General features: G+C 37.0%; 24 protein-coding genes and 1 pseudogene. 18 read left to right on the forward strand and 7 right to left on the reverse strand.

Annotated features, from left to right (window positions below; genetic code table 11):
* Positions 1-381 precede the first annotated feature (381 nt).
* The 3 genes from ACO1D1_RS20940 to ACO1D1_RS20950 all read left to right on the forward strand — a co-directional run bounded on the left by ACO1D1_RS20940 (position 382) and on the right by ACO1D1_RS20950 (position 3,240).
* Entirely contained in the window at positions 382-897 is a 516-nt protein-coding gene (locus ACO1D1_RS20940; protein ID WP_423337005.1) for a CBO0543 family protein, read from the forward strand.
* Positions 898-975: 78 nt separating this feature from the next.
* On the forward strand, positions 976-1,998 hold the full coding sequence (locus tag ACO1D1_RS20945; protein ID WP_423336958.1) for a DUF3231 family protein: 1,023 nt from the start codon (positions 976-978) through the stop codon (positions 1,996-1,998).
* An 825-nt stretch (positions 1,999-2,823) separates the two neighbouring features.
* Positions 2,824-3,240: a hypothetical protein gene (locus ACO1D1_RS20950; protein ID WP_423336959.1), complete on the forward strand. Its 417-nt coding sequence runs from the start codon at positions 2,824-2,826 to the stop codon at positions 3,238-3,240.
* A gap of 137 nt (positions 3,241-3,377) precedes the next feature.
* On the opposite strand, the gene ACO1D1_RS20955 is transcribed toward ACO1D1_RS20950, so the two are convergent.
* Together ACO1D1_RS20955 and ACO1D1_RS20960 are read right to left on the reverse strand one after the other, a co-directional pair.
* Positions 3,378-3,998: an HAD family hydrolase gene (locus ACO1D1_RS20955; protein WP_423336960.1), complete on the reverse strand. Its 621-nt coding sequence runs from the start codon at positions 3,996-3,998 to the stop codon at positions 3,378-3,380.
* 54 nt (positions 3,999-4,052) lie between these two features.
* Positions 4,053-4,817, reverse strand: a complete 765-nt coding sequence (locus ACO1D1_RS20960) for a DeoR/GlpR family DNA-binding transcription regulator (RefSeq protein WP_423336961.1) — start codon at positions 4,815-4,817, stop codon at positions 4,053-4,055.
* A 420-nt stretch (positions 4,818-5,237) separates the two neighbouring features.
* Here ACO1D1_RS20960 and ACO1D1_RS20965 point away from each other — a divergent pair, with 420 nt between their 5' ends.
* The 9 genes from ACO1D1_RS20965 (at position 5,238) to ACO1D1_RS21005 (ending at position 13,917) form a co-directional block, all read left to right on the forward strand.
* Positions 5,238-6,173: a DNA/RNA non-specific endonuclease gene (locus ACO1D1_RS20965; protein WP_423336962.1), complete on the forward strand. Its 936-nt coding sequence runs from the start codon at positions 5,238-5,240 to the stop codon at positions 6,171-6,173.
* A gap of 477 nt (positions 6,174-6,650) precedes the next feature.
* Positions 6,651-7,136, forward strand: coding sequence for a GyrI-like domain-containing protein (locus ACO1D1_RS20970; RefSeq protein ID WP_423336963.1), 486 nt, complete (start codon positions 6,651-6,653; stop codon positions 7,134-7,136).
* A gap of 217 nt (positions 7,137-7,353) precedes the next feature.
* The gene (locus tag ACO1D1_RS20975; protein WP_423336964.1) at positions 7,354-7,755 is read left to right on the forward strand and encodes a hypothetical protein; all 402 of its coding nucleotides are present in this window, start codon (positions 7,354-7,356) and stop codon (positions 7,753-7,755) included.
* Between the two features lie 309 nt (positions 7,756-8,064).
* Positions 8,065-8,412, forward strand: coding sequence for a hypothetical protein (locus ACO1D1_RS20980; RefSeq protein ID WP_423336965.1), 348 nt, complete (start codon positions 8,065-8,067; stop codon positions 8,410-8,412).
* A 209-nt stretch (positions 8,413-8,621) separates the two neighbouring features.
* Positions 8,622-8,957, forward strand: coding sequence for a hypothetical protein (locus tag ACO1D1_RS20985; protein ID WP_423336966.1), 336 nt, complete (start codon positions 8,622-8,624; stop codon positions 8,955-8,957).
* A gap of 519 nt (positions 8,958-9,476) precedes the next feature.
* Positions 9,477-9,968 (forward strand): DUF6584 family protein, encoded by a 492-nt coding sequence (locus ACO1D1_RS20990; RefSeq protein WP_423337006.1) that lies wholly within the window; start codon positions 9,477-9,479, stop codon positions 9,966-9,968.
* Between the two features lie 183 nt (positions 9,969-10,151).
* The gene (lepB, locus tag ACO1D1_RS20995) at positions 10,152-10,697 is read left to right on the forward strand and encodes a signal peptidase I (RefSeq protein WP_423336967.1); all 546 of its coding nucleotides are present in this window, start codon (positions 10,152-10,154) and stop codon (positions 10,695-10,697) included.
* Between the two features lie 568 nt (positions 10,698-11,265).
* A complete protein-coding gene (locus ACO1D1_RS21000) occupies positions 11,266-12,447 on the forward strand; it encodes an amidohydrolase (protein WP_423336968.1) in 1,182 nt (393 codons plus the stop codon).
* 33 nt (positions 12,448-12,480) lie between these two features.
* Positions 12,481-13,917 carry a YfcC family protein gene (locus ACO1D1_RS21005; protein ID WP_423336969.1) on the forward strand — a complete coding sequence of 479 codons (1,437 nt, stop codon included), beginning with the start codon at positions 12,481-12,483 and terminating at the stop codon, positions 13,915-13,917.
* Between the two features lie 264 nt (positions 13,918-14,181).
* On the opposite strand, the gene ACO1D1_RS21010 is transcribed toward ACO1D1_RS21005, so the two are convergent.
* Positions 14,182-15,324: a DUF2515 family protein gene (locus ACO1D1_RS21010; RefSeq protein ID WP_423336970.1), complete on the reverse strand. Its 1,143-nt coding sequence runs from the start codon at positions 15,322-15,324 to the stop codon at positions 14,182-14,184.
* Between the two features lie 303 nt (positions 15,325-15,627).
* On the opposite strand from ACO1D1_RS21010, the gene shc reads away from it, so the two are divergent.
* The 3 genes from shc to ACO1D1_RS21025 all read left to right on the forward strand — a co-directional run bounded on the left by shc (position 15,628) and on the right by ACO1D1_RS21025 (position 19,148).
* A complete protein-coding gene (gene shc, locus ACO1D1_RS21015) occupies positions 15,628-17,532 on the forward strand; it encodes a squalene--hopene cyclase (protein WP_423336971.1) in 1,905 nt (634 codons plus the stop codon).
* Between the two features lie 65 nt (positions 17,533-17,597).
* On the forward strand, positions 17,598-18,200 hold the full coding sequence (locus ACO1D1_RS21020; RefSeq protein WP_423336972.1) for an HXXEE domain-containing protein: 603 nt from the start codon (positions 17,598-17,600) through the stop codon (positions 18,198-18,200).
* A 45-nt stretch (positions 18,201-18,245) separates the two neighbouring features.
* Positions 18,246-19,148 carry a TIGR01777 family oxidoreductase gene (locus tag ACO1D1_RS21025; protein WP_423336973.1) on the forward strand — a complete coding sequence of 301 codons (903 nt, stop codon included), beginning with the start codon at positions 18,246-18,248 and terminating at the stop codon, positions 19,146-19,148.
* An 80-nt stretch (positions 19,149-19,228) separates the two neighbouring features.
* Here ACO1D1_RS21025 and ACO1D1_RS21030 read toward each other — a convergent pair whose 3' ends face one another.
* Positions 19,229-19,447 carry a spore germination protein gene (locus ACO1D1_RS21030; RefSeq protein ID WP_423336974.1) on the reverse strand — a complete coding sequence of 73 codons (219 nt, stop codon included), beginning with the start codon at positions 19,445-19,447 and terminating at the stop codon, positions 19,229-19,231.
* A gap of 89 nt (positions 19,448-19,536) precedes the next feature.
* Here ACO1D1_RS21030 and ACO1D1_RS21035 point away from each other — a divergent pair.
* From ACO1D1_RS21035 to ACO1D1_RS21045, 3 genes and pseudogenes are all read left to right on the forward strand, one after another.
* Positions 19,537-19,803 (forward strand): annotated as a pseudogene (locus tag ACO1D1_RS21035) (arsenate reductase); the annotation flags it as partial.
* A 759-nt stretch (positions 19,804-20,562) separates the two neighbouring features.
* Complete coding sequence (locus ACO1D1_RS21040) at positions 20,563-21,726, forward strand: serine hydrolase domain-containing protein (protein WP_423336975.1); 1,164 nt, start codon at positions 20,563-20,565, stop codon at positions 21,724-21,726.
* 256 nt (positions 21,727-21,982) lie between these two features.
* Positions 21,983-22,423, forward strand: a complete 441-nt coding sequence (locus ACO1D1_RS21045; protein ID WP_423336976.1) for a cell wall hydrolase — start codon at positions 21,983-21,985, stop codon at positions 22,421-22,423.
* A 39-nt stretch (positions 22,424-22,462) separates the two neighbouring features.
* Here the strand turns inward: ACO1D1_RS21045 and ACO1D1_RS21050 are convergent, their stop codons facing one another.
* The 3 genes from ACO1D1_RS21050 to hxlA form a co-directional block, all read right to left on the reverse strand.
* On the reverse strand, positions 22,463-22,600 hold the full coding sequence (locus tag ACO1D1_RS21050) for a hypothetical protein (RefSeq protein WP_423336977.1): 138 nt from the start codon (positions 22,598-22,600) through the stop codon (positions 22,463-22,465).
* 84 nt (positions 22,601-22,684) lie between these two features.
* Entirely contained in the window at positions 22,685-23,242 is a 558-nt protein-coding gene (gene hxlB, locus ACO1D1_RS21055; RefSeq protein ID WP_423336978.1) for a 6-phospho-3-hexuloisomerase, read from the reverse strand.
* A gap of 6 nt (positions 23,243-23,248) precedes the next feature.
* The gene (gene hxlA / locus ACO1D1_RS21060) at positions 23,249-23,881 is read right to left on the reverse strand and encodes a 3-hexulose-6-phosphate synthase (protein WP_149872072.1); all 633 of its coding nucleotides are present in this window, start codon (positions 23,879-23,881) and stop codon (positions 23,249-23,251) included.
* Positions 23,882-23,943 lie beyond the last annotated feature (62 nt).

Raw genomic sequence — 23,943 nt, forward strand, 5'->3', positions numbered from 1 at the left:
ACATATTCGACAATTACTATTTAATCCCTTTGCAATGAAGCTCCTATATATAAATGGCTATTTAGTCTGTCATTTCTCAATTTAATTTGCAGCTTTCTCTCCAAAGGGAGAACCCGTTATGCCAATTGTGGAGCTTTTCTTATTGTGCTAATGGGGCAGGTTACTTCAATAAGAAATTGGTATGTTAAGGTTTTTGAATCTTGATTGCTTTTTAATAATATTTTTTTATTATTACTTGGATACATTAAAACGTAATGGAATATCTCGGTTATATGGTGTACTAGGTAAATGAAGTTAAAAATGTTCCGAAATGGTTCTTGCTTCAGAGAACCGTATAGTTGAATAAATTATATGAGTAAAAAGGAATTCGAGGCTGATAATATGCATTTATTATTCAATGCTTTATTTCTCATTGCAGCTATAATATGGGGTGACTGGCGGAACTGGAGGAAATATCATTCCACAATTTTATTTATATGGTTTGGTGATTTGCTCTATAATTTTCTTTGTTATAATTACAGGATGTGGGAATATAAGGAAAGTATTTTTGGTTTTGCTGTACTGCCAAATCACACTATTATAACGTTATTAATTATGTTTATTGCTTATCCATCAAGTGTCTTGATATTTCTTGGAAGATTTCCAGAGAAAAAACTAAATATGGGTTTATGGATATTATTTTGGGTATCTTTGTTTTCAATAATTGAATACATAAATTTGCGGTTTTTAAACTTAATTTCCCATCATAATGGGTGGACAATAGGTTGGTCAGTTTTCTTTAATGCTATTATTTTTGTTATGCTTAGGCTGCATTATAAATACCCAACAGTTGCTTTAATAATCTCTATTCCGATTATTTTCTTTTTTATTATCTATTTTCATGTTCCAATTAGGTAGGTGACCGGTGACTATTACATACTATAGGTAGTTTCTGGGGAAGGTAAATTTTAGTATAACTTTTTTGGAGGGTTACTTATGGATGAAAAAGAAAAGCAGATTAGGCTAACAGCGGGTGAGATTGGTCAACTTTGGCTTCAATACTTAAATGATAGCTCAAGCCTATGTGTTCTTACATATTTTCTAGAAAAAGCTGAGGATGCTGAAATAAAAGCTATAATTAAATTTGCTTTAGAATTATCAAAGTTACATATTCAAAAGATTACAGCAATACTAACAGAGGAGAAAAATGTAGTTCCATATGGTTTTAGTATTAAAGAGGATGTGGATTTAACTGCTCCTAGACTTTATTCCGACAGTTTTGTACTAAATTTTATAAACCAAATGTCTAAGGTTGGACTTACAACATATGCTGCTAGTGTTGGAACATCTGTAAGAAGTGATATTAAATCCTATTACATGGATTGTCTTACAGAAACAATGCAATTATATGATAAGTCAACTGAATTATTATTGTCTAAAGGATTGTTTGTCAGGTCTCCTAGTCTGCCTAATTTAGTAAAGGTTGAATTTGTAAAAAAGCAATGGTTTATGTTAGATGTGTTTGGAGAAAAAAGACCATTAGTTGCAGCAGAAGTCGATAATTTATTTGCGAATCTGCAAAGAAACGCTCTTGGAGTAGCTGCACTTACTGGATTTAGTCAGGTTGCAAAGGATAAGGATGTAAAACAATTTTTTTTAAAGGGTTTAGAAGTTGGGAATAAACATATTCAAATTTTTAGAAGTAAGCTAGAGGAAAGTAAACTTCCTGCACCCATGGGCTGGGATTCAGAAATAACAAATAGTACATCCCGTACTTTTTCTGATAAACTGATGATGTTCTTCACATGTGGTTTGATTTCTTTGAGCGTTGGCTATTATGGTACAGCTGTTAGTCAAAGTCCTAGAGGAGATCTTAGTGCAATGTATAACAGGCTATCCTTGGAAATTCAGATGTATTCTGAAGATGGAGCAAATATCATGATTAAAAATGGATGGTTGGAACAGCCTCCAATGGCTTCCGATAGAGATGAATTAGTAAGAAAAAAGAATCAATTATAAATTACATTAAAATTCCTTCTGCATTTAGCGGTAAGGACTTTTTTGATAAGAGACTCTTTTAGTCAAGCTGAGGAATGGTGGAATTTTTATCCTAATTGGTGGAACAAAAATACGACTAAAAAAATCCAGTTTTACTAACTGGATTTTTTATGAGTAATGAATAATTTGAATCCATATATTTACAAGGGCATAGCTAATGGCAGTGAAAAAAATGTGTTTTGGCTTAAAGTTAACCAAAACAACTTAAATGTACAACGAAAATCCAGATGGTTTCAACAAAAAATGTCCTAAAATAAAGCTCAAATCGTTATTTTAAAAGCCCAGAACCTTCTAAAGTAGACTGAACGAAACAATTCCGAAGGTCAGGAGCAGTGTTTTAATATAGAGTTGGAGTCGGAGGAGAACAATGGGCGGAAACAATATCTCTTAAAGCAACCGAATAATGATTCCATCTTCCTCCGAAAAACCTATAACCATAAGCTCTTGATTCTGCGACAGTCGTCAAATAAAACCAGAAATTATCTCCGTTTTTAAGCCGCATATACGTGAAACGATACAAACAATGTTGAAGACCCAAGGGATTCTGGGTATAGGGTGACGTTTGTCGTATATATACCATAATTCGAGGTTCACTCCTTATTGAATTAGACTTATAACCAGTTTATGCTCAGGTCAACGCTTGGATTGGATGTATGCCCAGTAGCCTTAGGCTGGCTAAAATAAATTCCCTATCCGCATTTGTCATATAATATTTTAAGAATCAGGACGAATACCCAGGAATTTATCCCAAATATGCATATGCTTAATGTAAATTAAATGAGGAGGATGAATGTCATTCTTAATTATAATGCTTATAGTTCGACATATGAGAGGATTGGTCATGGTCATGGTCCAAGTCATGGTCCAGGTCATGGTCCAGGTCATGGTCATGGTCCAGGACATGGTTTTGGAGGCCCAGGTATAGGTGCCCTTGGTTCAGGCGTTGGTTTTACCCCAGGTCTTGGTTTAGGCGGACCTGGCTCTGGTGCTGGTTTTGGTCCCGGTCTTGGTTTTGGGGGTCCAGGTATAGGTGCCCCTGGTTCAGGTGTTGGTTTTGCTCCAGGTCTTGGTTTAGGTGGACCTGGCTCTGGACTTGGTTATTATCCAGGTCTTGGTTTAGGCGGACCTGGTATTGGCGGCTACCCTTACCCATACTATCATCCATACCCATACCCATACCCTTATTCTTATCCATCGTACTAGTACCATTGATAAAACATTTAGAGCTTTGCCCAGTAGCGTTTCCACAATGAGTAGAAACGCTAGTTACTTTTTCACGACTCCTCTTAAACTACCAGTTAGATCCCAACTTTGTGGAGGATTACACCGTTGTAAATACCCTAATAGAGTACGCCAATTATATCCTGCGGTCTTTTAAATTTGTATTTAGCTTGAATATTCTGGTGGTTTTTACAGCCCCATAAAGCTAAACCAAAGTCTATTCCTGCATCCCTTGCACATTCATAATCGTAAACTGTGTCCCCAATATAAATAGATTTTTTCTGATCAGCACCTGAAATCTCCAAAAACTTTAATATGGGTTCTGGATTAGGCTTATGTCTTTCTGTATCATCAGCACACACTGTATGAGTCATATAACTTGAAAGTCCAAATGGCACAAAATCATTTATTAATTCTTCATTGGTTTTCGAAGTCACAATTCCTTGAACAATATCTCTGCCCTTTAAGGTCTCTAATACATCTTTAATGCCGCTAAAAACTTCTATCGAATGAAAAAAATCCTTCATATAGTAATTCCAGCGTTCATTAGCCCTGTCTATATCTCGAATGCCTAGCTGAGGTAACGATTTAGCCCCAGGAATTCCAAGAACAAAATACAAATCTTCAAGTGGAACAACCTTGTCATAGTCTGTTCTTAGCACTTTTTGAAGTGACCCTAAAACTGCCTTTTCTGTATCTATAAGCGTTCCATCCACATCAAAAATAATCGTATTATACATACTCTCTCTCTCCCTCTTGTTTAATTATGAAAGAACTCTGAATATCTCCCAGCTTTAATCTTTACTTGCAATCAATACTTCAACACCATATTTATCCATAACATTATATAAATCATTAGGAGGTGCTTCATTTGTAATGAACGTATCAATTGATTCGAATGTTAAAGCTCTATAATTCTGACGATGATTATATTTGCTATGATCAGCTAATAAAATAACTTGGTCAGTATGCTTTATTAATTCACGTTTATAATGAATATCTTCTTCAAATGCATAGTATAAACCGTTCTCAGTAATACCTGCTGCTCCAATAAATACCTTATTAAAGTGATAATCTTTAAGTTTTTCAATAGTTGAATATCCAGTGAGATGTCTGGATGACTTATTTAGTGTTCCACCTAAGAGTTGAATCTTTGTATCCTCAGTTTGGGCTAACATATAAGCAGTATCAATTGAATTCGTCACAATGGTAACAGGTTTTGACTGTATGGAATGAGCAATAAAATTAACTGTGGTGGAAACATCTAGATAAATCAATTCATCGTCAGCTATCATATTTGCTGCTTTCTTTCCAATTAATTTTTTCATATCAAATTCAGTATGTGACCGCACTTGATAATTATCAATCTTCTTATGAAAAGATGCTAAAGAAACTCCACCATAGGTTCTAACCACTGCTTTATTTGTTGAAAGTTTAACTATGTCTCGTCTTGCGGTATCACGGGAGATATTAAACGTTTCACACATCTGTTTAATGTTCATTGTTTTATGAGCTTCTAAATAATTCAGAATTCTTATTAATCGCTCTTCTTGGTTCATTTGTGACCTCCTTAACTATATAATAAGGCATTATAAGTTGTTATAGAAGTTATTTTAAGTAAGTTTAACATAAATATCTTATTAATTAAGTTATAATAAGCCGATCGCATGAACGCGGCATCCTACAGTTTTATGAGTGAAAGAGAATGTAAAAGTTTTCACTTAAACTAACCGGTGCTTTAGTTAACTAACAATCATCAACAATCGGGCGCAATTCTTGAATTGGAATTGTGCCTTTTTCAGTGCAATGGACTCTACTAATCTTTATTGGAATTTAACACTACATACTTCGAACTAAGTATTTACTGTAATAAAATTGATATTGTAATATACTACTATAAATAGGTTTACAATGTTAATTTATGTTTTAATCATAGATCTCTAGAATATTCAGTGAAAAATACTATAAGGAGTCCTAAAATGAAAAAGAAAATAAACTATTTTATCTTACTTTTAACTGCCATCTTAATAGTTGGTTGTACTAACATAGAAGATGTATCAAATACTGATGGGAAAGCTGATTCACAAGAAGTAATTACAAAAAATAGTGAAAAAGAAAAAACTTCGACTGAAAAACAAGTGGTAGAGGAAACATCAACAGAATCAAAAGATCAATTGTTTAAAGGTTACAAACTAATTGAAATTGATGGTGGTGATTTGTCTGGACATCGAGAACCTAACGTCGTCGTTGACATTGGTTTTGGGGACCGAGAGTATTGGTCCTTTACGAATGAACACGGGCAAGTAGTCCGTGTCATTGCAGAAGAAATCGTTCTACAAGATGATCGTAGCGAACCTGTAACATCGTCTGGCAGATACTACGAAGATGAAGCAAAAGTTCCTGGTGTAGAAAGAGCAGATTTAGATGAAGGACATATCATTGCAGATTCTCTCGGAGGGGTATCTAATGCTTACAATATTACTCCACAAGACAGTACGCTTAACCGACATGGTGATCAAGCATATATGGAAGATGCCATTCGGAAAGCAGGTGGGGCTGCTCATTTCGAAGCAATAATCACATATCCTAATACGAAAACGCAGATTCCTTCTCATTATAAGTACACTTACACTTTAAAAGGGAATAAGATTGTAGATGAGTTTGATAACGGCAACCCCGATGAGATAAATAAATCTCTAGGCTTAACTGAAAGTAAATCAACTAACTCAAATAAGTCAACTAGTTCTAATAACTCGAATGGCACTGAAGATATTTCTAGTGTTGATACAGATGGTAATGGACAAGTGACGATTAAAGAAGCAAAAGCAGCAGGTTATAGCATGCCAATAACGAGTGATCACTGGCTTTATAAATATATGGACGATCGAGATGGTGATGGACTAGTAGGTGAGTAAATAAGGTTATATACACATATAAAACAAAAAATTGAAGAAAGGCCGCTATAATTGGCGGCTTTTTTCTTGTTGTGCTGAGCAATGGGACTCTAAATTAGAGAATCTTTATTGCGCTAATAGGGGCAAGAGCTAAAGAGGGGGATGAGCGTATTAACTTTTAGAGTGGTGGTCAATTTCACCCAATTAACCTTGATATTCACGATATTAGAGATTTAGGTTGGGAAAATAAGAAATTGAAGTAGCAGATTATCAAAATGATGGCACAATCAATTTTTACTGTACAAGAAATCCATTATTTAATTTAATTTTCCTAGGCTAACGTTTGCAAGAATTGAAGAGGAGTGTCGCTACGGAGGTCATTTTTTATTATTCGATTAACTAGGCAGTTTAGTTAGTGAAAGAAGGTAATTTATCCATAGATAGAGAAAACTGATTAAAAGGAATTTATGACTCTTTAGGAGAAATGGAGGGAATAAATTGAGCTATGAAATTATAACGTTACCGGCCTATCGGACAGTAGGATTAAAATGGGAGGGAACATTCTCTGAAATTGTACCGAAGTTAAAAAACGTCATTCAACAAGTTGAAGACCGTGCCGATGAGTTAGAGAATAAGGTGAATCCTAATGTTCAATTAGGTCTATCCTATCATGTAATTGAGAATGGATTCGCACATTACGCGGTGTATGAAGTGAGTGAGGAGCAGGAAATTCCAGATGGGATGATTGAAATATGGGTTCCTGAATGGACGTATGTAAAGACGACCCATAATAAAGGAGAAGATATACAAAAGACCTATATGGATTTACATCAATGGTTATTTGATAGTGACTATACCGCATTAAGAGAAGCTGGTGTAGATTACTATGATCCTTATATGCCGATTAAACATGAACATTATCCAGTTGATCGTGATCCGAATGATCCGCATTTTGATATTTATATACCGATTGTAAAAAAATAATGTTTTCTTATTAAACAAACAGGGTGCGATAATTCAAAAAGGATTATCGCTTATTTTAGTTGAAGTTATTGTACTAACGGAGCAGTTTAGTTCAATAAGAATACTCAAAAAAGTCCAACATAAATGAATAAATATGTTAAAATTTAGAAAATTGGATCGTGTGAATTATAGAGTGAGTGTATGCATTCTTATGTTAATTGAGAAAAGGGGATTTAAATTGAAAAAGGTTATTATTGTCATTTTATCTTTATATTTGTTAGTCGGATGTAGTGATAGTAATGTACACCAGAATAAAAAATTAGAAGAGTCTATTCATACGGTAGTGGAAAACAAAAGTAAAAGTGAAATAAATATAACGTCTTTGGCTAAATTCACTTGGGACAAAGCCTTTATCTTTCCACCTTATACAACTCAAGAAAGTATCGATGAACAATTAGATGTCCATTTTAAAGACCCAAGTAATATTGATAAGAGGGACGATATATATCTATTGGTTTTTCTTAATAAAGGAAAGGTAGTTCAATATGCAGAAATAAAGCGTCAAAAATCTGATTTTTCCATTGGGGAAAAGAAATTCCTTACGCCGTCTAGTGCATCTATAAAGATTGTAAGGAAATAAAAAGTAACTTAAGTTGAAGTAACTATTTCCTATGGTGATGAAGGTAAGATTGTGAAAAAATGTACCTACACTTACGGGTGCATTACTTCAAGATGGGATTGCTGTAGCGATCCATTTTTTTGATTGCATTAACGTGGCAGGTTAATTACAGATAGTCATTCCCAAAAATTCGAATTTTTCCATTCATAGATTATTATAATAAGTTACAATAAGAATAATAGTTTAGAAAGATTTATGAAAAAATGTAGAGGAAAAATACTACTAAAACTAAGTTGATTAGGAAGACGTTATAAGCCAAGGAGAAAAATAGTGAAAAGTAAATTTAAAACGAATTTTAGAATCGTGCTTGTAACGGTGGTTATATTGCTTTTAACAGTTATGGTAGCAACTGCTCCTTCTGAAGCACAATTCGAAAGTTGGACTTTACAAAAGTTAGATATTAAATGTGAGAAATTTAACCACTGGTGTGTAAAAGACGGTAAGGAAATTGCAACTAGGTCTGGTATGTTTGCAGAAAGGATTATTTTTAATATTTTTGAAAGAAAATTCGAATATGAAAACGGCAGAATAATAACTTTTTGGGCTGTTGGCATATTTGGAAACTGCTATGAAATGAAGGATGGAAGGTTATGGGGGTTTTTAGCGTTCGGCGTTTAATTACAGATATACATTTTTCTACCTTCATCATTTGAGAATAAATGTACATAAACTAATTGGTAGCCATACTTCAAGAAGGAAGTATGGCTATTCTTATTGAAATAATTGGCAGGAGAGTGCAATAAGGCAGGACTTTTGGAGGAGATTGTCGAATTACAATTTTATACAATATTGGATAGGGTGATTGTAACGTGTTATAGGCCGCAAACTTGAAGAAAGAAGGTTTTCTCATTTTAGTGTTACTGATCATTTGGATTGCCTATGTATACCAAAAGCCCAGATTGACAACTGATGAAGCCACAGGTTATGCAATTTTGTGTTTGAACGTCCCTCCTAAAAAATTGGGAATAAAAGCCGTTGAAATTTATTTTAATGACATTACACTGGGGAAATTGTCTATTGATACAAAGAGTGGTTTTTTTAATCAATTCACTAATCAACGCGAGTTGAGTGTTACACTGAAAACTAAAAATGGGGAAGAACCAACCGTTAGGATGGACGCGTATAATGGAAAATGCCTTGAGGTGACTGATCCATTAAAATAAATGCCTGTTTTATTGAATTAATACAGTAAATATTTTTCATTTAATAAAAATGTCTAACGTCCTTTAAGGAGAAGAATATATATATGTCAAAGTATTATAAAGGAAAGTATTTGATTTTAAAAGTGATTGGAACTTTAATTATATTATCCTCCTTATTACTAGCACAGTATGCGTTAATTTCCAATAAGCTAAATACAATCTTTATAATTGTTACTTCTATCACATTTTTTGTTATAGATTACAATATGAGAAAAAATGACCATATTAACTGATAACCGTCTAAATTATCTTTTTTTGTTTATCAATACCAGCTTAATTTCGAAAAAATTTTCAAGAATTGGGCTAGATTGTGAAGAAATGTACTTATGCTAACGGTTGCAAGAGTTTAAGAAGAATCGTAAATTCTGCGGTTCTTTTTTCTTATTGAAGTAAAGGATCAGGTTAGTGAAAGAAGGAATTAATAGAAACTATCGAGAAATAAAAATGTAGAAGAGTAAAGATAAAAATGAGGTGTTTTTTATAGAAAAGATACCTGTAAAGACGCTTAAAAAAATTGAGGAAGACATTAAAAAAAATGATTTAGGAAAAGCGAGGGATAGGCTACACGGGTTAATATCAACCTATCCTAATGAATTAGACCTCCGTAAAAAATTGGGAGACATTTATTTCGAATTAAGATATCCTACAATGGCTGGTCGATACTGGTATCTAGAAGAGAATAAGACCCTTGAAATGATAAACGCGTGTGCTGCGTTCGAACAATCTGAGGGGAATGATCCATATAGAATATCAAGAGCTTTAAAATTTAAAGGTAATCCTGAAATAATACAAAAATTGCAATTAGTTCAGGGGTACTCTCCTATTCAGGATAAAGTTAAAGAAAAATTAGTGGAAGAACCTACTGAAACATTAGGTGATAAGTTAGTGACCATTGGATGTATCTCTATTTTAGTATTAACTTTTTTCTTTACATTAATAGGGATTATCACTATTTTTAGATGGATATTTTAACATAGGGTGCTGATAGTCAAGGACCAGCTGCTATCGATGCATAAAGAACTTAAAGATTTAAGGGGAGATGAGAAATAGGTTATGTTCTTATTTCAAGTAACTGGCAGGATAGCTGTAGAAAAATAAGAAATATTTAATTACACATGGTAAAATAAGGGTATAAATTTAGGCGGAGGTTGAGTGATGACAAAGAAGAAAAATGAAACGTATGAATGGGTTAAATCAATAATGGGTGCACTTGTTTTAATATTTATTATTCGAACTTTTTTCTTTACCCCCATTGTTGTTGACGGTGCTTCAATGAACCCCACTCTCCAGGACGAAGACCGTATGATTGTAACAAAAATTGGGGAACCGAAAAGATTTGATATTGTTGTGTTTCACGCCCCAGATGGCAAGGATTACATTAAACGCGTAATCGGGCTCCCAGGTGACAGAATAGAGTATAAAAATGATGTTTTATATATAAATGGGAAGGTATATAACGAAATTTACTTAGAAAAGTATAAGAAAGGAATAAATGAAGGAACATTAACGGACTCTTTCACTTTAAAGGAGACCGCAGTAGGTAGTGATACTGTTCCTAAAGGTTGTTTGTTTGTAATGGGAGATAACAGAAGGCATAGTACAGACAGCCGTCATATTGGTGCGATTCCAATGGAAAAGGTAATAGGAACAACAAATGTTGTTTTTTATCCGATAAAAGAAATTAAAATCATAAATAACTAATTTCTGCATATGCAAAAGTTGGACTGGTTTCTTCTTCAACCATAGTGTGCGTTGATCCAAGAAGGGTGACCCCCCTTTTTTTTTTGAATTCTTTATTAACCAAACGGCAGCAAGGGTGCGTTTCTACAATAAGGTGGAGACGCTTTTTTTATTGAAGTAAAGGGAGATTAGTTGAAAAAGAAACATTAACTTTCATAGAGAATATAGGAATTCCCCTGCGAAGATCAGCAGGGATACATTCTTATTATATAAAACCGATACCAAGTCTAAAACAACTAAAGCCAAAACAACCTCCGCATCCAAATCCTACGAATAGAGAGACAACGTGTACTCTCATCAACAAATTATGATTCATATTAGGTCGTTGTTACTGAGTGAGTTCGAACCATTTCTTCACGAAGCAGGTGAATTTGATTCCAAAGTTCTTTCTCTTTATCAAATTTCTCATTCATTTTTGCCCTTCAAAATGATGCATTTTATTTAATCAGAAAATTTCGATTGGTATGAATTGACACAAATATTTGTATATGGTATTTTGATACCTACTACTTTTTTAAGGGTGATGAACATGCTACAAACACTATTTAACCGCTTAGAAGGGATCTTTCCTGAAATGGTAGAAATCCGCAGGGAACTGCATATGAATCCGGAGCTGTCCTTTCAGGAGGTTCACACACCTGCATTTATTGCCGGATTTTTGCGTGAATTAGGGTTAGAGGTGAAGACTGAGGTTGGCGGAAGAGGGGTTGTTGCCAAATTAACGGGTGGTCAGCCGGGAAAGACAGTTGCAATTAGAGCCGATTTCGATGCGCTGCCTATTCATGAGGAGACGGATTTGCCCTTCCAGTCCAAAGTCCCAGGTGTCATGCATGCATGTGGTCATGATGCCCATACTGCGATTGTATTAGGTCTTGCAAAAGTATTTTCTGAAAACAGAGCTCAACTAAAAGGAAACATCGTGTTTATCCATCAGCATGCGGAAGAAGTCCTTCCCGGCGGTGCAATCGCCATGATCGAAGATGGCTGCTTAGACGGGGTCGATGTGATCTTCGCGACCCATATGGAGAATGATTATCCTGTTGGAACGATCGCCTATCGGAGCGGATATATCATGTCCTGCGCAGATGAATTTTATATTGATGTCCTAGGGCAAGGGGGCCATGCACAAGCACCTCATCATACGAAAGATGCTTTAGTGGTTGGGGCACAGCTTGTTTGTAATTTACAGCATATTGTATCGAGGCGTGTCAATCCTTTAAAATCGGCCGTTGTTTCTATTGGAACTTTTCATTCCGGAACGGCTACGAATATTGTTAATGGGGAAGCAAAGATAACAGGAGAAGTTCGGGCCTTTGAAGAAGAAATCCGCACAGATGTAGAAAAAATAATTGAAGAAATTACTTCTGCCACATGCCTAGGGGCAAGGTCAACGTACAACTATACATATCTACGAGGTTATCCAGCTACTTATAATCACCCGGACATTACTAATCTACTAGTAGACTCTGCTAAACAAGTAACCGATGTACATAATATGATCGAAGTAGAACCGATGATGGGGGCAGAAGACTTTGCGTATTACACCCAAAAGATTCCTGGTACTTATTTCTTTACTGGTTCGGCGAATCCTGAGGACGAATCAGTCTATCCCTATCATCACCCCAAATTTAAGATTGACGAACGTGCCATCCTTGTTGCATCCAAAGTATTAGCAGCAGCAACGATTGAATACTTGGATGATGAAAAGTAACGAAACGACGATGGATTTTTTAAGGAGGACTTCATGCAAAATCTAGAAAGGGAGCCGCAAGTGGTTCCGCTTAAAGAGAAAAAACGATTAAAACTAACCATGCCGCATAGCTATGTTTTTATGGGCATGATTATTATTTTTGCGACAATTTTAACGTATATTATTCCGGCTGGTGAATTTGAAAGGGTGGAAGACCCAGGAACGGGGAACTCTGTCGTTGTTCCCGGATCGTACCATTCGCTTGAACAATCTCCCGTTAATCCTTTTGATATGTTCATGAGTATTCATAAAGGAATGGTCAATGCCGCACCAATCATTTTTTATGTGTTTATTGCCTACGGATTTGTTTTTATGCTGACGAAAACAGGTGCCTTTAACAGTGGAGTGGGTGCGCTCGTCCGTAAAACAAAAGGAAAGGAATTTTTGTTTATTCCGGTATTCATGCTAATTTTTGGATTAATGGGTGCTACGTTCGGTATGTATGAGGAGAGTTATGGCTACATTCCGTTAATGATGGGTATTACGGTTGCTCTCGGGTATGATGCGTTTGTTGGACTTGCGATTGTCTATGTCGGAGTAGCTACAGGTTTTTCAGCAGCGATCACGAATCCATTTACGATTGGGATTGCGCAAAGTATTGCAGAAATTCCCATGTTCTCCGGAATCGGATTTCGAATCATCGCCTTTATCTGCTTTATGGCTCTCTCGATATTTTTTGTGATGCGCTATGCAAGACAAGTAAAAGCCAATCCAGAAAAAAGTATTGTCAAAGATATAAAGTTTCCTTTTCTCACAGATATTAACCAATCGGATATCGTCACGACCAAATTTTCAACCCGGCATAAAATTAGCTTAGTCTTGTTTGTACTTACGATTGTTACGCTTGTAACGGGAACAGTTAAATTTGAGTGGTACCTGGGGGAATTATCCAGTGTGTTGGTTATGATGATGATTGTGATTGGACTTGTGAATGGGATGAAATTTGGCCAAATATCCGAAGTTTTTATTGAAGCATGTAAAAACGTGATATTCGGTGCCCTTATTATTGGGATGGCAAACGCGATTTTAGTTATTTTACAAGATGGTCATATCATTGATACCATTGTTCATTCTATGGCTTCAGGTGTGAAGGATTTATCACCTGCAGCAGCTGGCTCATCCATGGTCTTCTTACAGACAGGAATCAACTTTTTTATTGCTTCCGGAAGTGCCCAGGCTGCTACGTCCATGCCAATTATGGTCCCACTTTCTGATCTTCTTGATCTCAATCGCCAAATTGCCGTACTTGCTTTTCAGTTTGGAGATGGGTTTGCCAGTATGTTATGGCCTCATACGGTTGCCGTTGTTTGCGGGATCGCCTGTGTCCCCATCGACCGCTGGTATAAATTTTTGTGGCCGCTATTCCTTTGCATATTAGCCCTTGAAGTCATATTTGTCATCATTGCTGTAGCTATTAATTACGGCCCATAAAGGTTTTCTATTCTAAGTTCCCTAACTGGATGTTTGTACCATCCAGTTTTTTCGTCTTTTAATGTGTTCATTGATCGAAAAGGTTTTGTGGAATTGATTTTTTGTATTGGTTAGTGAAGTGCCGGGGGCGATTTAACAATGAAGCGAGGGGAAGCCTTTTAGAAGGTATGGCCCAAGCCTTTGAAGGGCGAAAAAGATTAACCCTTTGTAAAAGACCTTTAAAAGGGCCATTTACAAAGGGTTAAACCAAGTATCCTTCTTGGCTTATGATTCTTCTTCTTCTCGTAACAGAAGGGCTTCCTTCGCCATAATCGCAAGTTCAATTGTTTCAAGGGTTTTGCAATAATTAGTTAAAATCTCGCCATTCATACTGACTTCTTTATCAATATATTCCAGAACATGCCAATCTTCAAACCAATCTCCGCTCTCCACGTCTTCATGAGGCGTATTCGGCCAGGCGTATTTTAAAGGCGGGCTGTACAGCCGCTCGGCGCCCTTTCTCAACATGCAATTTTTCACCCGTCGTTTATAAAGGGAACGGGGAAAAGATTCGTTTACATCATTAAACAAATCAGGCCAATAATCTTTCCGTGAGCCTGTGTGAGGGCGTTTATGCGCCCAATTCAAGACTCCCGCCAGAATCTCTTCCCGCTGAAAAAGCAGGGAATACAATTGTTTTCCGAATAAAATTCTTTCGTGGAGCGAAGTGAAATGCCGTGAGGTGGCTCCGGCAAGTGAAGGTTTCTCCCTTTTTTCCCCTTCATAGTAGGGAAAAAGAATATTATTGAGTCGCAAAAAATCATACATTTTGAGGCTGACCGTACCAGTTACGGTATTTTTGAAATGATTATTTTGAATCAATCTTTTTTCCAAATAGCTTTGTTCATTGATCACCGTCGCAATCGCCAACGTATAGCTATCTCCACTGTGCCAAAAATAACGCCACAACGTCTCCATGAAGGTGGAAGTGGAAAGATGAGGTAAAAGGTGGAACATCTCTTGGCTGGACCTCACACTCAGGTCATAAACCAAAAATTGAGGATACACATCTTGAAAAATCAACCAGCTGCCGCGTTCCAAAAAGGAAAAAAAGGCCATCTGGTCTCTTTCAGGCAGAAGTTTTGTCAGTAATTCCCCTTTTAAATCCGTCATGTTCCAACCGACGTTTCGCGATACCATATGTCCGAGAAGGGCCCAATGTATTTCAGGGTGCTTAAGGTAAAACTGAAAATAAGCTTGCGTCCGTGCTACATTGTTTTGGTTAAGTTGTCTCGTCTGTTCTCTTATAAGGTGAATGCGTTGTTTATCTTTTTCTGATAACCAGGGCAATTGGCCGGAAGATTTCTTTTTCATCCTTTTTTTCAATTCTTTTTTGACATCTGAGAAAGAGTCTAGCAAAAACGGCATCACCCTTTATCAAAGTTTATATTGAAAGAAATGAAAGAATAATATTTCAACTTTGAGAATTGTCCAGCTCCAGCGCCCTAACGGCTAGTGTCCTTCGCACTCCGCCCTACGATAAGTCAACATCGAATCGCCTCCGGCTCTTCGTGTTTCCTTTATCTCAGTTGGAGTGCTCCAGGCCATACGCCGCTGACCAGGGCGCTTGCGCTTTTCTTACTGTCTCGGCCTCCCCGTCAAAGGAATGCATATTCATATTGCTCACGGAATATGAATACAAAGAAGAATTTTGGGGAGAGGATGGGTACTATGAGGCATCGGGTATATAAGGAGATGAACAGAATTGCCGATCAGTTCGCCCGAGACCAATCAGAGGACGGGGCCTGGAATTATCCTTTCGAGACCGGGATTGCGACAGACTGCAGTATGATTATCTTATTACGGACATTGGAGATACGTGACGAGGAGTTCATAAAAGAATTGGTGAAACGTATCGCTGGAAAACAACAGGAAGATGGATCATGGAAGCTATTTCATGATGAGGAAAAAGGGAATCTGACAGCCACTGTGGAAGCCTATTATGCCCTTCTTTATTCTGGTTACCGGAACCTGAAGGACCAGGAAATCCGGGCAGCTAGAAGGTTTATTATGGCAAACGGAGGGGCCTCGGAAGTCCATATGTTTTTGAAGCTCATGTTGGCCATAACAGGACAATGTCCGTGGCCGCATTTTCCCATTAATATTGAAGTGATGCTTTTACCAGACTCCTTTCCAATCAACCTTTTTGACCTCTCCGTGTACGGAAGAGCGAACATTATCCCTTTTTTGATTCTCGCCAATACGAATTTTCGCAGGAGAACAGAGCGATCACCTGATCTCTCCGATTTGTTTCAAAAAAAAGAAGTTCGTTTTTTTACAAAGGATCAAACAGAAGAGGCCCGTTCGTTGGTCAAATTGATTAAAAAGGGGATTCAGGGCTTGAAATACCATGGAAACCTCCGCGAGTTGACTTTATATCGCGCCGAAAAATATATGCTGGACCGAATTGAACCGGACGGCACCTATTTAAATTATTTCAGCACGACTTCTCTCATGATTTATGCCTTACTGGCGAGGGGGTATACGAATACACATCCGGTGATTACTCGTGCCGTGCAAGGTTTAAAAGCGATGACCTGCCGGATTGACGGAGAACTTCACTGCCAGTATACGACGGCTTCTGTCTGGAATACGACTTTAATTAATTATGCTCTGCAAGAATCCGGAGTTCCCTATTCATCCGACACGATTCAAAAGGCCAATCAGTACATTCTCTCCCGTCAGCACCTCAAATACGGGGATTGGGTCATTCATGAACCGAACCTGTTACCTGGAGGCTGGGGGTTTGCGGACTTGAACACGATCCACCCAGATATTGACGACACAACCGCTGCACTGAGGGCGATTCGTACGTTGGCTAAAGAGCAAGTGGATTGCCGGCAGGCATGGGATCGGGGAATAAACTGGCTCATTTCCATGCAAAACAATGACGGCGGTTGGGCGGCATTCGAAAAGAATGTGAACAAGAAAGTGTTGAACTTGTTACCGATAGAGGGTGGAAAGGATTTATTGATTGACCCGTCGACGGTTGATCTAACGGGAAGGACTTTAGAGTTCTTCGGAAACTATACCCATTTGGATCAGCACCATCCCATGGTGAAACGTGGGATTCGTTGGCTGTTGCGACAGCAAAAATCCGATGGTTCCTGGGTGGGGCGATGGGGTGTGTATATTTATGGCACATGGGCGGCTGTAACAGGAATGGTTGCAGTGGGGGTTTCCCCGAATCATCCAGCTATTCAAAAAGCGCTAACTTGGCTGCGGGAAATTCAGAATCCCGACGGGGGGTGGGGAGAATCCTGTAAAAGTGATACGAAAAATTCCTATGTGCCGCTGGGCGAAAGTTCCCGCACTCATACCGCTTGGGCCCTTGACACACTCATCGCGGCCGCAACTGGAGTGACACCTGAAATTGAAAATGGTGCAGCTTTTTTAGTGGATCATAAGGAAAAAGATTGGACGACGACCTACCCAAAAGGAAGGGGAATGGCAGGATCCTTTTATCTCAATTATCATTGTTATGAATATGTTTTTCCATTGCTTTCCCTAGCCCATTATCAAAAATTAGCTGGCGGTCAGCTCCTAACGGATGTATCACACAAGGATGTTAATTAAGGGCATGTGTATTCAAAAAATCTCTTGGGTGACCTTTGGCATACTTTACTGTTCTGTCCCATAAAATGAACAAACTAACAGACGGGCTGTCTTGGATAAAACGCAATTCTACCATCGAAAAGGGGGCAGGAAAGATGCTAGGGGCGCTCCATCCATTTTTGGATCTAAAAACATTCATTTGGTTGTTTCCCATCATTTTTATTTTCCATGACTTAGAAGAGATCATAACGATTGAATCTTCCATGGCTGCAAACAGAAACAAATATCCGAAAACGAACTTCGTCGAACGAACATTAAAATTGAGGGAGAAACTAGGTTCGACCGCTGCCCAGCTTGCTGTTTCGGCTGCATGGATTTTACTGATTATCACATTCACTGCAGTCATGGCCGCTAACGGAGGGGGTTTTCTATTATTTACAGCCATTCTCAATTTATTTGTTTTGCAGGCATTCATGCATATTGTTCAAACCATCATGTTCAGGGGCTACACACCTGGCATTATCACGTCACTGTTCCTCCTTATCCCTTACTGCCTTCTTACCTATTATTTTTTAGCCGAATATGGACAGATGGACTGGCACTTGCTATTCACCAGTCTCCCGGTTAGTCTGATCATGATCCTGGTTTTTCTAGTTGGCAATCTTTTAGGCCGTTATTTTATTCGATAACTGGATTTTTAAAAAAATGAAATCATTTTGCATGGGAGGGATGGAATGAAGATTGTTATTGCTGGCGGTTCGGGATTTATAGGACAGAAATTGACTGATCACCTAATAAGGGCGGGCCATAAAATTATTATCTTAACAAGGAAAGCAAAAAAGAATTCAGGCAATGTTCATTATGTACAATGGCTTGAAGAAGGAACTTCTCCTGAAAATGAATTGAGAGATTCCGATGTATTTATTAATTTAGCAGGGGTTTCAATAAATAATGGAAGATGGAATACCAACCATAAGAAACAAATTTATACTAGCCGGATGGCAGCAACAGATGAATTAGTACGAATCATATCCCTATTACCTAGTAAACCAGCTGTATTGATCAATGCCAGTGCGATTGGCATATATCCCGCGTCAATACGTGCTACATATACGGAAGATTCGTTAGAAACATCAAATGATTTTCTAGGTCAGACTGTATATGACTGGGAAAACAAAGCTAAACAAGCAGAAACAGTTGGAACCCGAACAGCGCTGATGAGATTCGGTGTTGTGCTTGATAAGGAAGGTGGAGCATTTCCCCTTATGGTGCTGCCATATAGATTGTTTGCTGGTGGTACAGTGGGTACAGGCGAACAATGGGTATCTTGGGTTCATATGACAGATGTTGTCCGAGCTATAGAATTTGTCATTAATCATCCCAATTTACGTGGACCGGTTAACGTCACAGCTCCCACTCCAGTTCGTATGAAGTCTTTTGGTAAAACGATTGGTTCTGTTTTACATCGTCCACATTGGTTACCTGTTCCTTCTTTCGTTATGAGATTCATACTAGGACGAAAAAGTAAACTTGTTCTTGAGGGTCAACATGTTGTTCCGAAAGTGTTAAGCGAAAATGGGTTTACCTTCATGCACCCAAAACTCCGCCCAGCCTTAAAAGATTTACTTACGAAATAAAAGGAATCAGATATGAGTGCCAAATTCACAGCCAATTTGACACTCACTTTTTGTATATTGTTTATCTAGGACTACCTACCCTAATTATTTCCTGCAATCGGTTGATCTATAATATTAGGGTCAAGAGTGTTGGTAGAACTTATTCCATTATTGGCAACAACCAATCCGCCTGTGTTAAATCCCCCACAGCCTGCAAACGTCTTTGCACCTTCTTTTGGTGATATAAATAGACTATCTCCAACTTGTGTAATGCCACCACCTATATTAAGAATTTGAACCTGCCCGGTAATCGCTGGCAATAAACACACCCCTATCCATTAGCTCTTGATTAATTATAAGCAAGAAAACTTAAAAGGTGCCTATAGTTCAACCGAAGAGCAGATAAGAAAATTGTAGTAAGGCAATGAAAGAAGCTGGCATTGATATTCTCCAATCAAGCTTCTGACATATTGACCCGCAGATATTAAACAATGCAGATTTAGTTGTTACTTTATGTGGCGATGCCGCTGACAAATGCCCAATGACACCACCACATGGACGGCGGGAACACTGGGGATTCGATGACCCGGCCGTTAAAGAGTGGCCCAAATTTCAGCGGGGCCGCGACGAAATTGGTGAACGGATTAAGCAAACTTACGCTAACGAAGCAGGATAGTTGAAGAAGAGTTGTATGTAATTGACACAAAAAATAGCTAGGTAAATTTCTAGCTATTAGTTTGAGGGTATATTTTTTCAATAAACTTTTGGAATGCAAAGTTAAGCAATGCATCTAAATAGATTAACAAAAAGAAATTAATGGATTTAACCTTAATTTGAAAAACGTTAAGCTTTTTCAATAAAGCTATTACTGGAAAAGCATATATTAAATCTGCAATTAAATTAAGTAATGAGTATAAAAGAAATTTTCCTTTTGATAAATGAAGAAACCATACATTCAATATAACGTATGGACCGAATACTAGAAGGAAGGCAGTGTGCATCATATTTTTTTGACTACCTTTTACCTTCCATAATTTATGAACTGTAAAGTAAAAAATCTCAAAAATAAGGGTCATTGATGAAAACAAAGATACTGGAAGATATTTAACGAACAATTTCTTCTTATCAGGAAAAAAAACAACGGATAGCCAAGAAACTAAAAACATGGAAACTTTTAAGCAAAATTGTAACATTTTATCATTCCTTTAGTTTTTAAATAGTCTGTTTAAAAACTAAAATCTATATTCGCAATAACATTATTTGGTGTCGCCTTACGAATAAAATGTGAACTAAAAGGGAGGTACTTTATAGAACCATAATGCGGATTTTCTTAATAAACTTAAGTGGCAGGTTTGTTGAAGAAGGATAAATAGAATCGAAAGAGAATTGATATAGGAAGCATCGATTCTTGATATTGTTTTTGGAGGAAAAATGGATGAAAAATAACAAATATCTATTGGACAAAAAAAATTATATTCATACTTATCTATCATATATGTTAGGAAATAAGTTTACAGTTGCATACAATGATTATCAATTCTTTTCAGCCAAGAAACTACCATTAGATAATAATCCATATTCTTTTAAAGAATCTCCAAATAAACTGGAATTTTCAACTCTTGAATACTTACATAAAGGGAAAAAAAGAATTGCTGACTTTAAACAATTTATGGAAAACACAGGTACTACTGCATTACTTATTATTAAAAATGATACTATTCTTTATGAAAATTATTTTAATGGACATAAAAGAGAGACTCCTCAAAAGTTGTTCTCCATTACAAAATCATTTATTTCTGCTCTTGTTGGAATTGCTATTGATGATGGTTATATAAAAAGTGTAGATGATTTCGTCTCTTCTTATATACCCGAAATAAAACTAAGAAATATCAGAATTAAGCATCTCCTTCAGATGGACGCAGGAATAAAGTTCAAGGAAGGTCATTTTCCGTGGAGAGACGAGGCAAAAGTTTATTTGTATCCGAATGCAAGAGAATTGGCTCTGACCGTTGTAGAAGATACGAATGATACCTTTTTTCATTATAATGATTATCATTTGTTAATATTAGGGCTTATTCTTGAAAGGACAACGGGTAAAAGTGTAACAGACTTTTTTTATGAGAAGATATGGAGTCAGTTAGGAATGGAATTTCCGGGTTTTATGATATTAGATAGTGAAAAGTATTCATTTGAAAAGATTGAGAGCGGGTTGGTAATGACCGCAATCGATCTAGCTAAGTTCGGCAGTTTATACTTAAAAAATGGCGAATGGGAGGGGAAACGGATTATTAGCCAAGATTGGATTAAAGAATCAGTAAGTCCAAATAATGTGCCATCTAATAGTGACCATTTCCGATATTATCAAAAACATCCTTGGGGAAAAATGTGGTTTAACCAAAATAAAGCATATTATAAATATTTATGGTGGGGACATCTAAATAACAAAACGAATAATGACTATTTTGCTTTAGGGGCATTAGGTCAAGTTCTATACGTTAGTCCAGAAAACAATACACTTGCTATTCGTCTTGGAAGAAAGTGGGGGGTTATGGACTGGTGGGCTACAATCTTATATAAATTAATAAATTCTTCAGCCTGATTACATCATGCATTTAACTAAACCATTGTTGAATAAAAGATTGTGAAGGAGTGTACTTAAGCTAACGGGGGCGTTACTTAAATAAAGAGTAAAGCTTTTTCTTATTCAACCTAAGGGCAGCATAGTTGAATAGGGATATAAAAAGAATGCAATAGTTTTCATTTTACTTAAAAACTGTTTGCTATAAGCATTCTTATTATATAAACAATGACATGAATGTAGGCTTTTTTTCATAACTATATTTTGGGGTGATAATATGCCAAGAGTAAATTATCGAAGTTATGAAGTAGACGAAATGGCAAGGATGATGAGAGCAGAAGCCGAAGGTGAAGGAAAACAAGGAATGTTATATGTTGGAAATGTAATAGTGAATCGGTGTGTAGCAACCTGTTTAGACTTCAAAGATATAAAGACTATTCATGATGTAATATTTCAAGTACAAGGAGGAAATTATTCTTTTGAAGCAGTTCAAAAAGGAAATGTTTTTTATCAAAGAGCAAGAACATCCGAAAAAAGATTAGCAAAACAAAATTTGAATTATTGGAGAGATCACCCAGCGAAATTTGCACTATGGTATTTTAATCCACATGCTCCATGTCCTCCAACATGGTACGGTCAACCTCATTCTGGTCAATTTAAAGAACATTGTTTTTATGAACCAAAAGCTGGAACATGTGATAGTGTTTATAGTGGTTAAGCTTACTATTTGAGTAAGCTTTTTTTTAATTTAGAATATTTATACAAAAAAATTTTTATGATAGATGATTCCACTGCCAATTCCCCATACTAAGAATGCCAATGTATAGACAATCGCCCCTTGGAAACTTGCTGCTAACAGAACGTGCTGTAATGCAAAAAAGGGACACTCATTCATATGAATTGTGTCCCTAAATAGGTGGTATAAAATGTTTTCTCCCCAATAACTGAACCAGTTAGTGGCCTTTTCTGTATATCTACTCTATTCGAGATTCGCATGTTTACCATACATTTTAGTGGAATCTAATCCTTTTTTTTCCATGAAGCGTAGGATTATGGCATCGTAAAATAACAACATCGTTTGCTCAAAAAGAGATCCCATTGGTTGAATAGTCTTGTAATCACCTTTAGACTGGTCTTTCGTTACCCCCGGTAATTTAACAATCATATCGGCTAATTTTCCAATGGTTGATTCAGGTGAAATGGTTATCGCTGCGACTGTACCTCCTAAGCTTTTCGCTTTTTCAGCAATGGCAACTAACGTTTTGGTTTCTCCTGAACCTGAACCAACGATTAATAGATCGCCCTTTTCTAAGTTAGCTGTTACAGTTTCACCAACTACATAGGCATCAATCCCCATGTGCATCATTCGCATCACAAAAGATTTACCCATAAATCCAGATCTGCCAGCACCTGCCACAAAGATTTTCTTGGATGCTAAAATCTGATTGACTAATTTCTCTGCTTCTGAGTCAGAGATTAAGTGTACCGTTTGACTTAATTCTTCAACAACTTTGGCTAAATACTGTGTAGTCTCCATCGGACATTACCCTTGTTTAATTAATTCCTGCATTTCACGTGCAGTAGCTAGTTTATCTTCTTTACTTGTGATACCGCCGCCTACAATGATGAGATCAGGGTGTTCTTTGATTACTTCCGGAAGTGTTTCTAATTTGATTCCACCGGCAATCGCCGTTTTGGCATTTTTTACAACGCTCTTAATCGTGTGCAGATCTTCAAAGGAGTTTTTTCCTACGGCCTGCAGATCGTAACCTGTGTGGACGCAGATATAATCGGCACCAAGTTCGTCCAATTCTTTCGCACGGGCTGCAATGTCTTTCACTGCAATCATATCCACAAGGATTTCTTTTCCTTGTTTTTTCGCTTCTTCCACTGCGCCTTTAATCGACTCATCTTCCGCTGTTCCAAGAATCGTAATAATGTCAGCACCTGCAGCAGATGCTTGGCTTACTTCATATCCAGCGGCATCCATAATTTTCAAGTCAGCTAATACAGTTAAGTTAGGAAATGCAGCTTTTACTTCTTTTACTGCTTTGAGACCTTCATTGATTACCACGGGTGTACCAATTTCTACTACATCAATGTACTCTTCTACCTCTTTCACTACTTCAATGGCTCCTGGAATATCGACAAGATCTAATGCTAATTGTAATTTCATATATATTCGCTCCTTATAGAATGTTTTATATTGTGTTAAAGGCACGAGCCTTTTGAAAAGCT

Source organism: Neobacillus sp. 19, assembly GCF_049463095.1.
Taxonomy (GTDB): Bacteria; Bacillota; Bacilli; order Bacillales; family Cytobacillaceae; genus Neobacillus.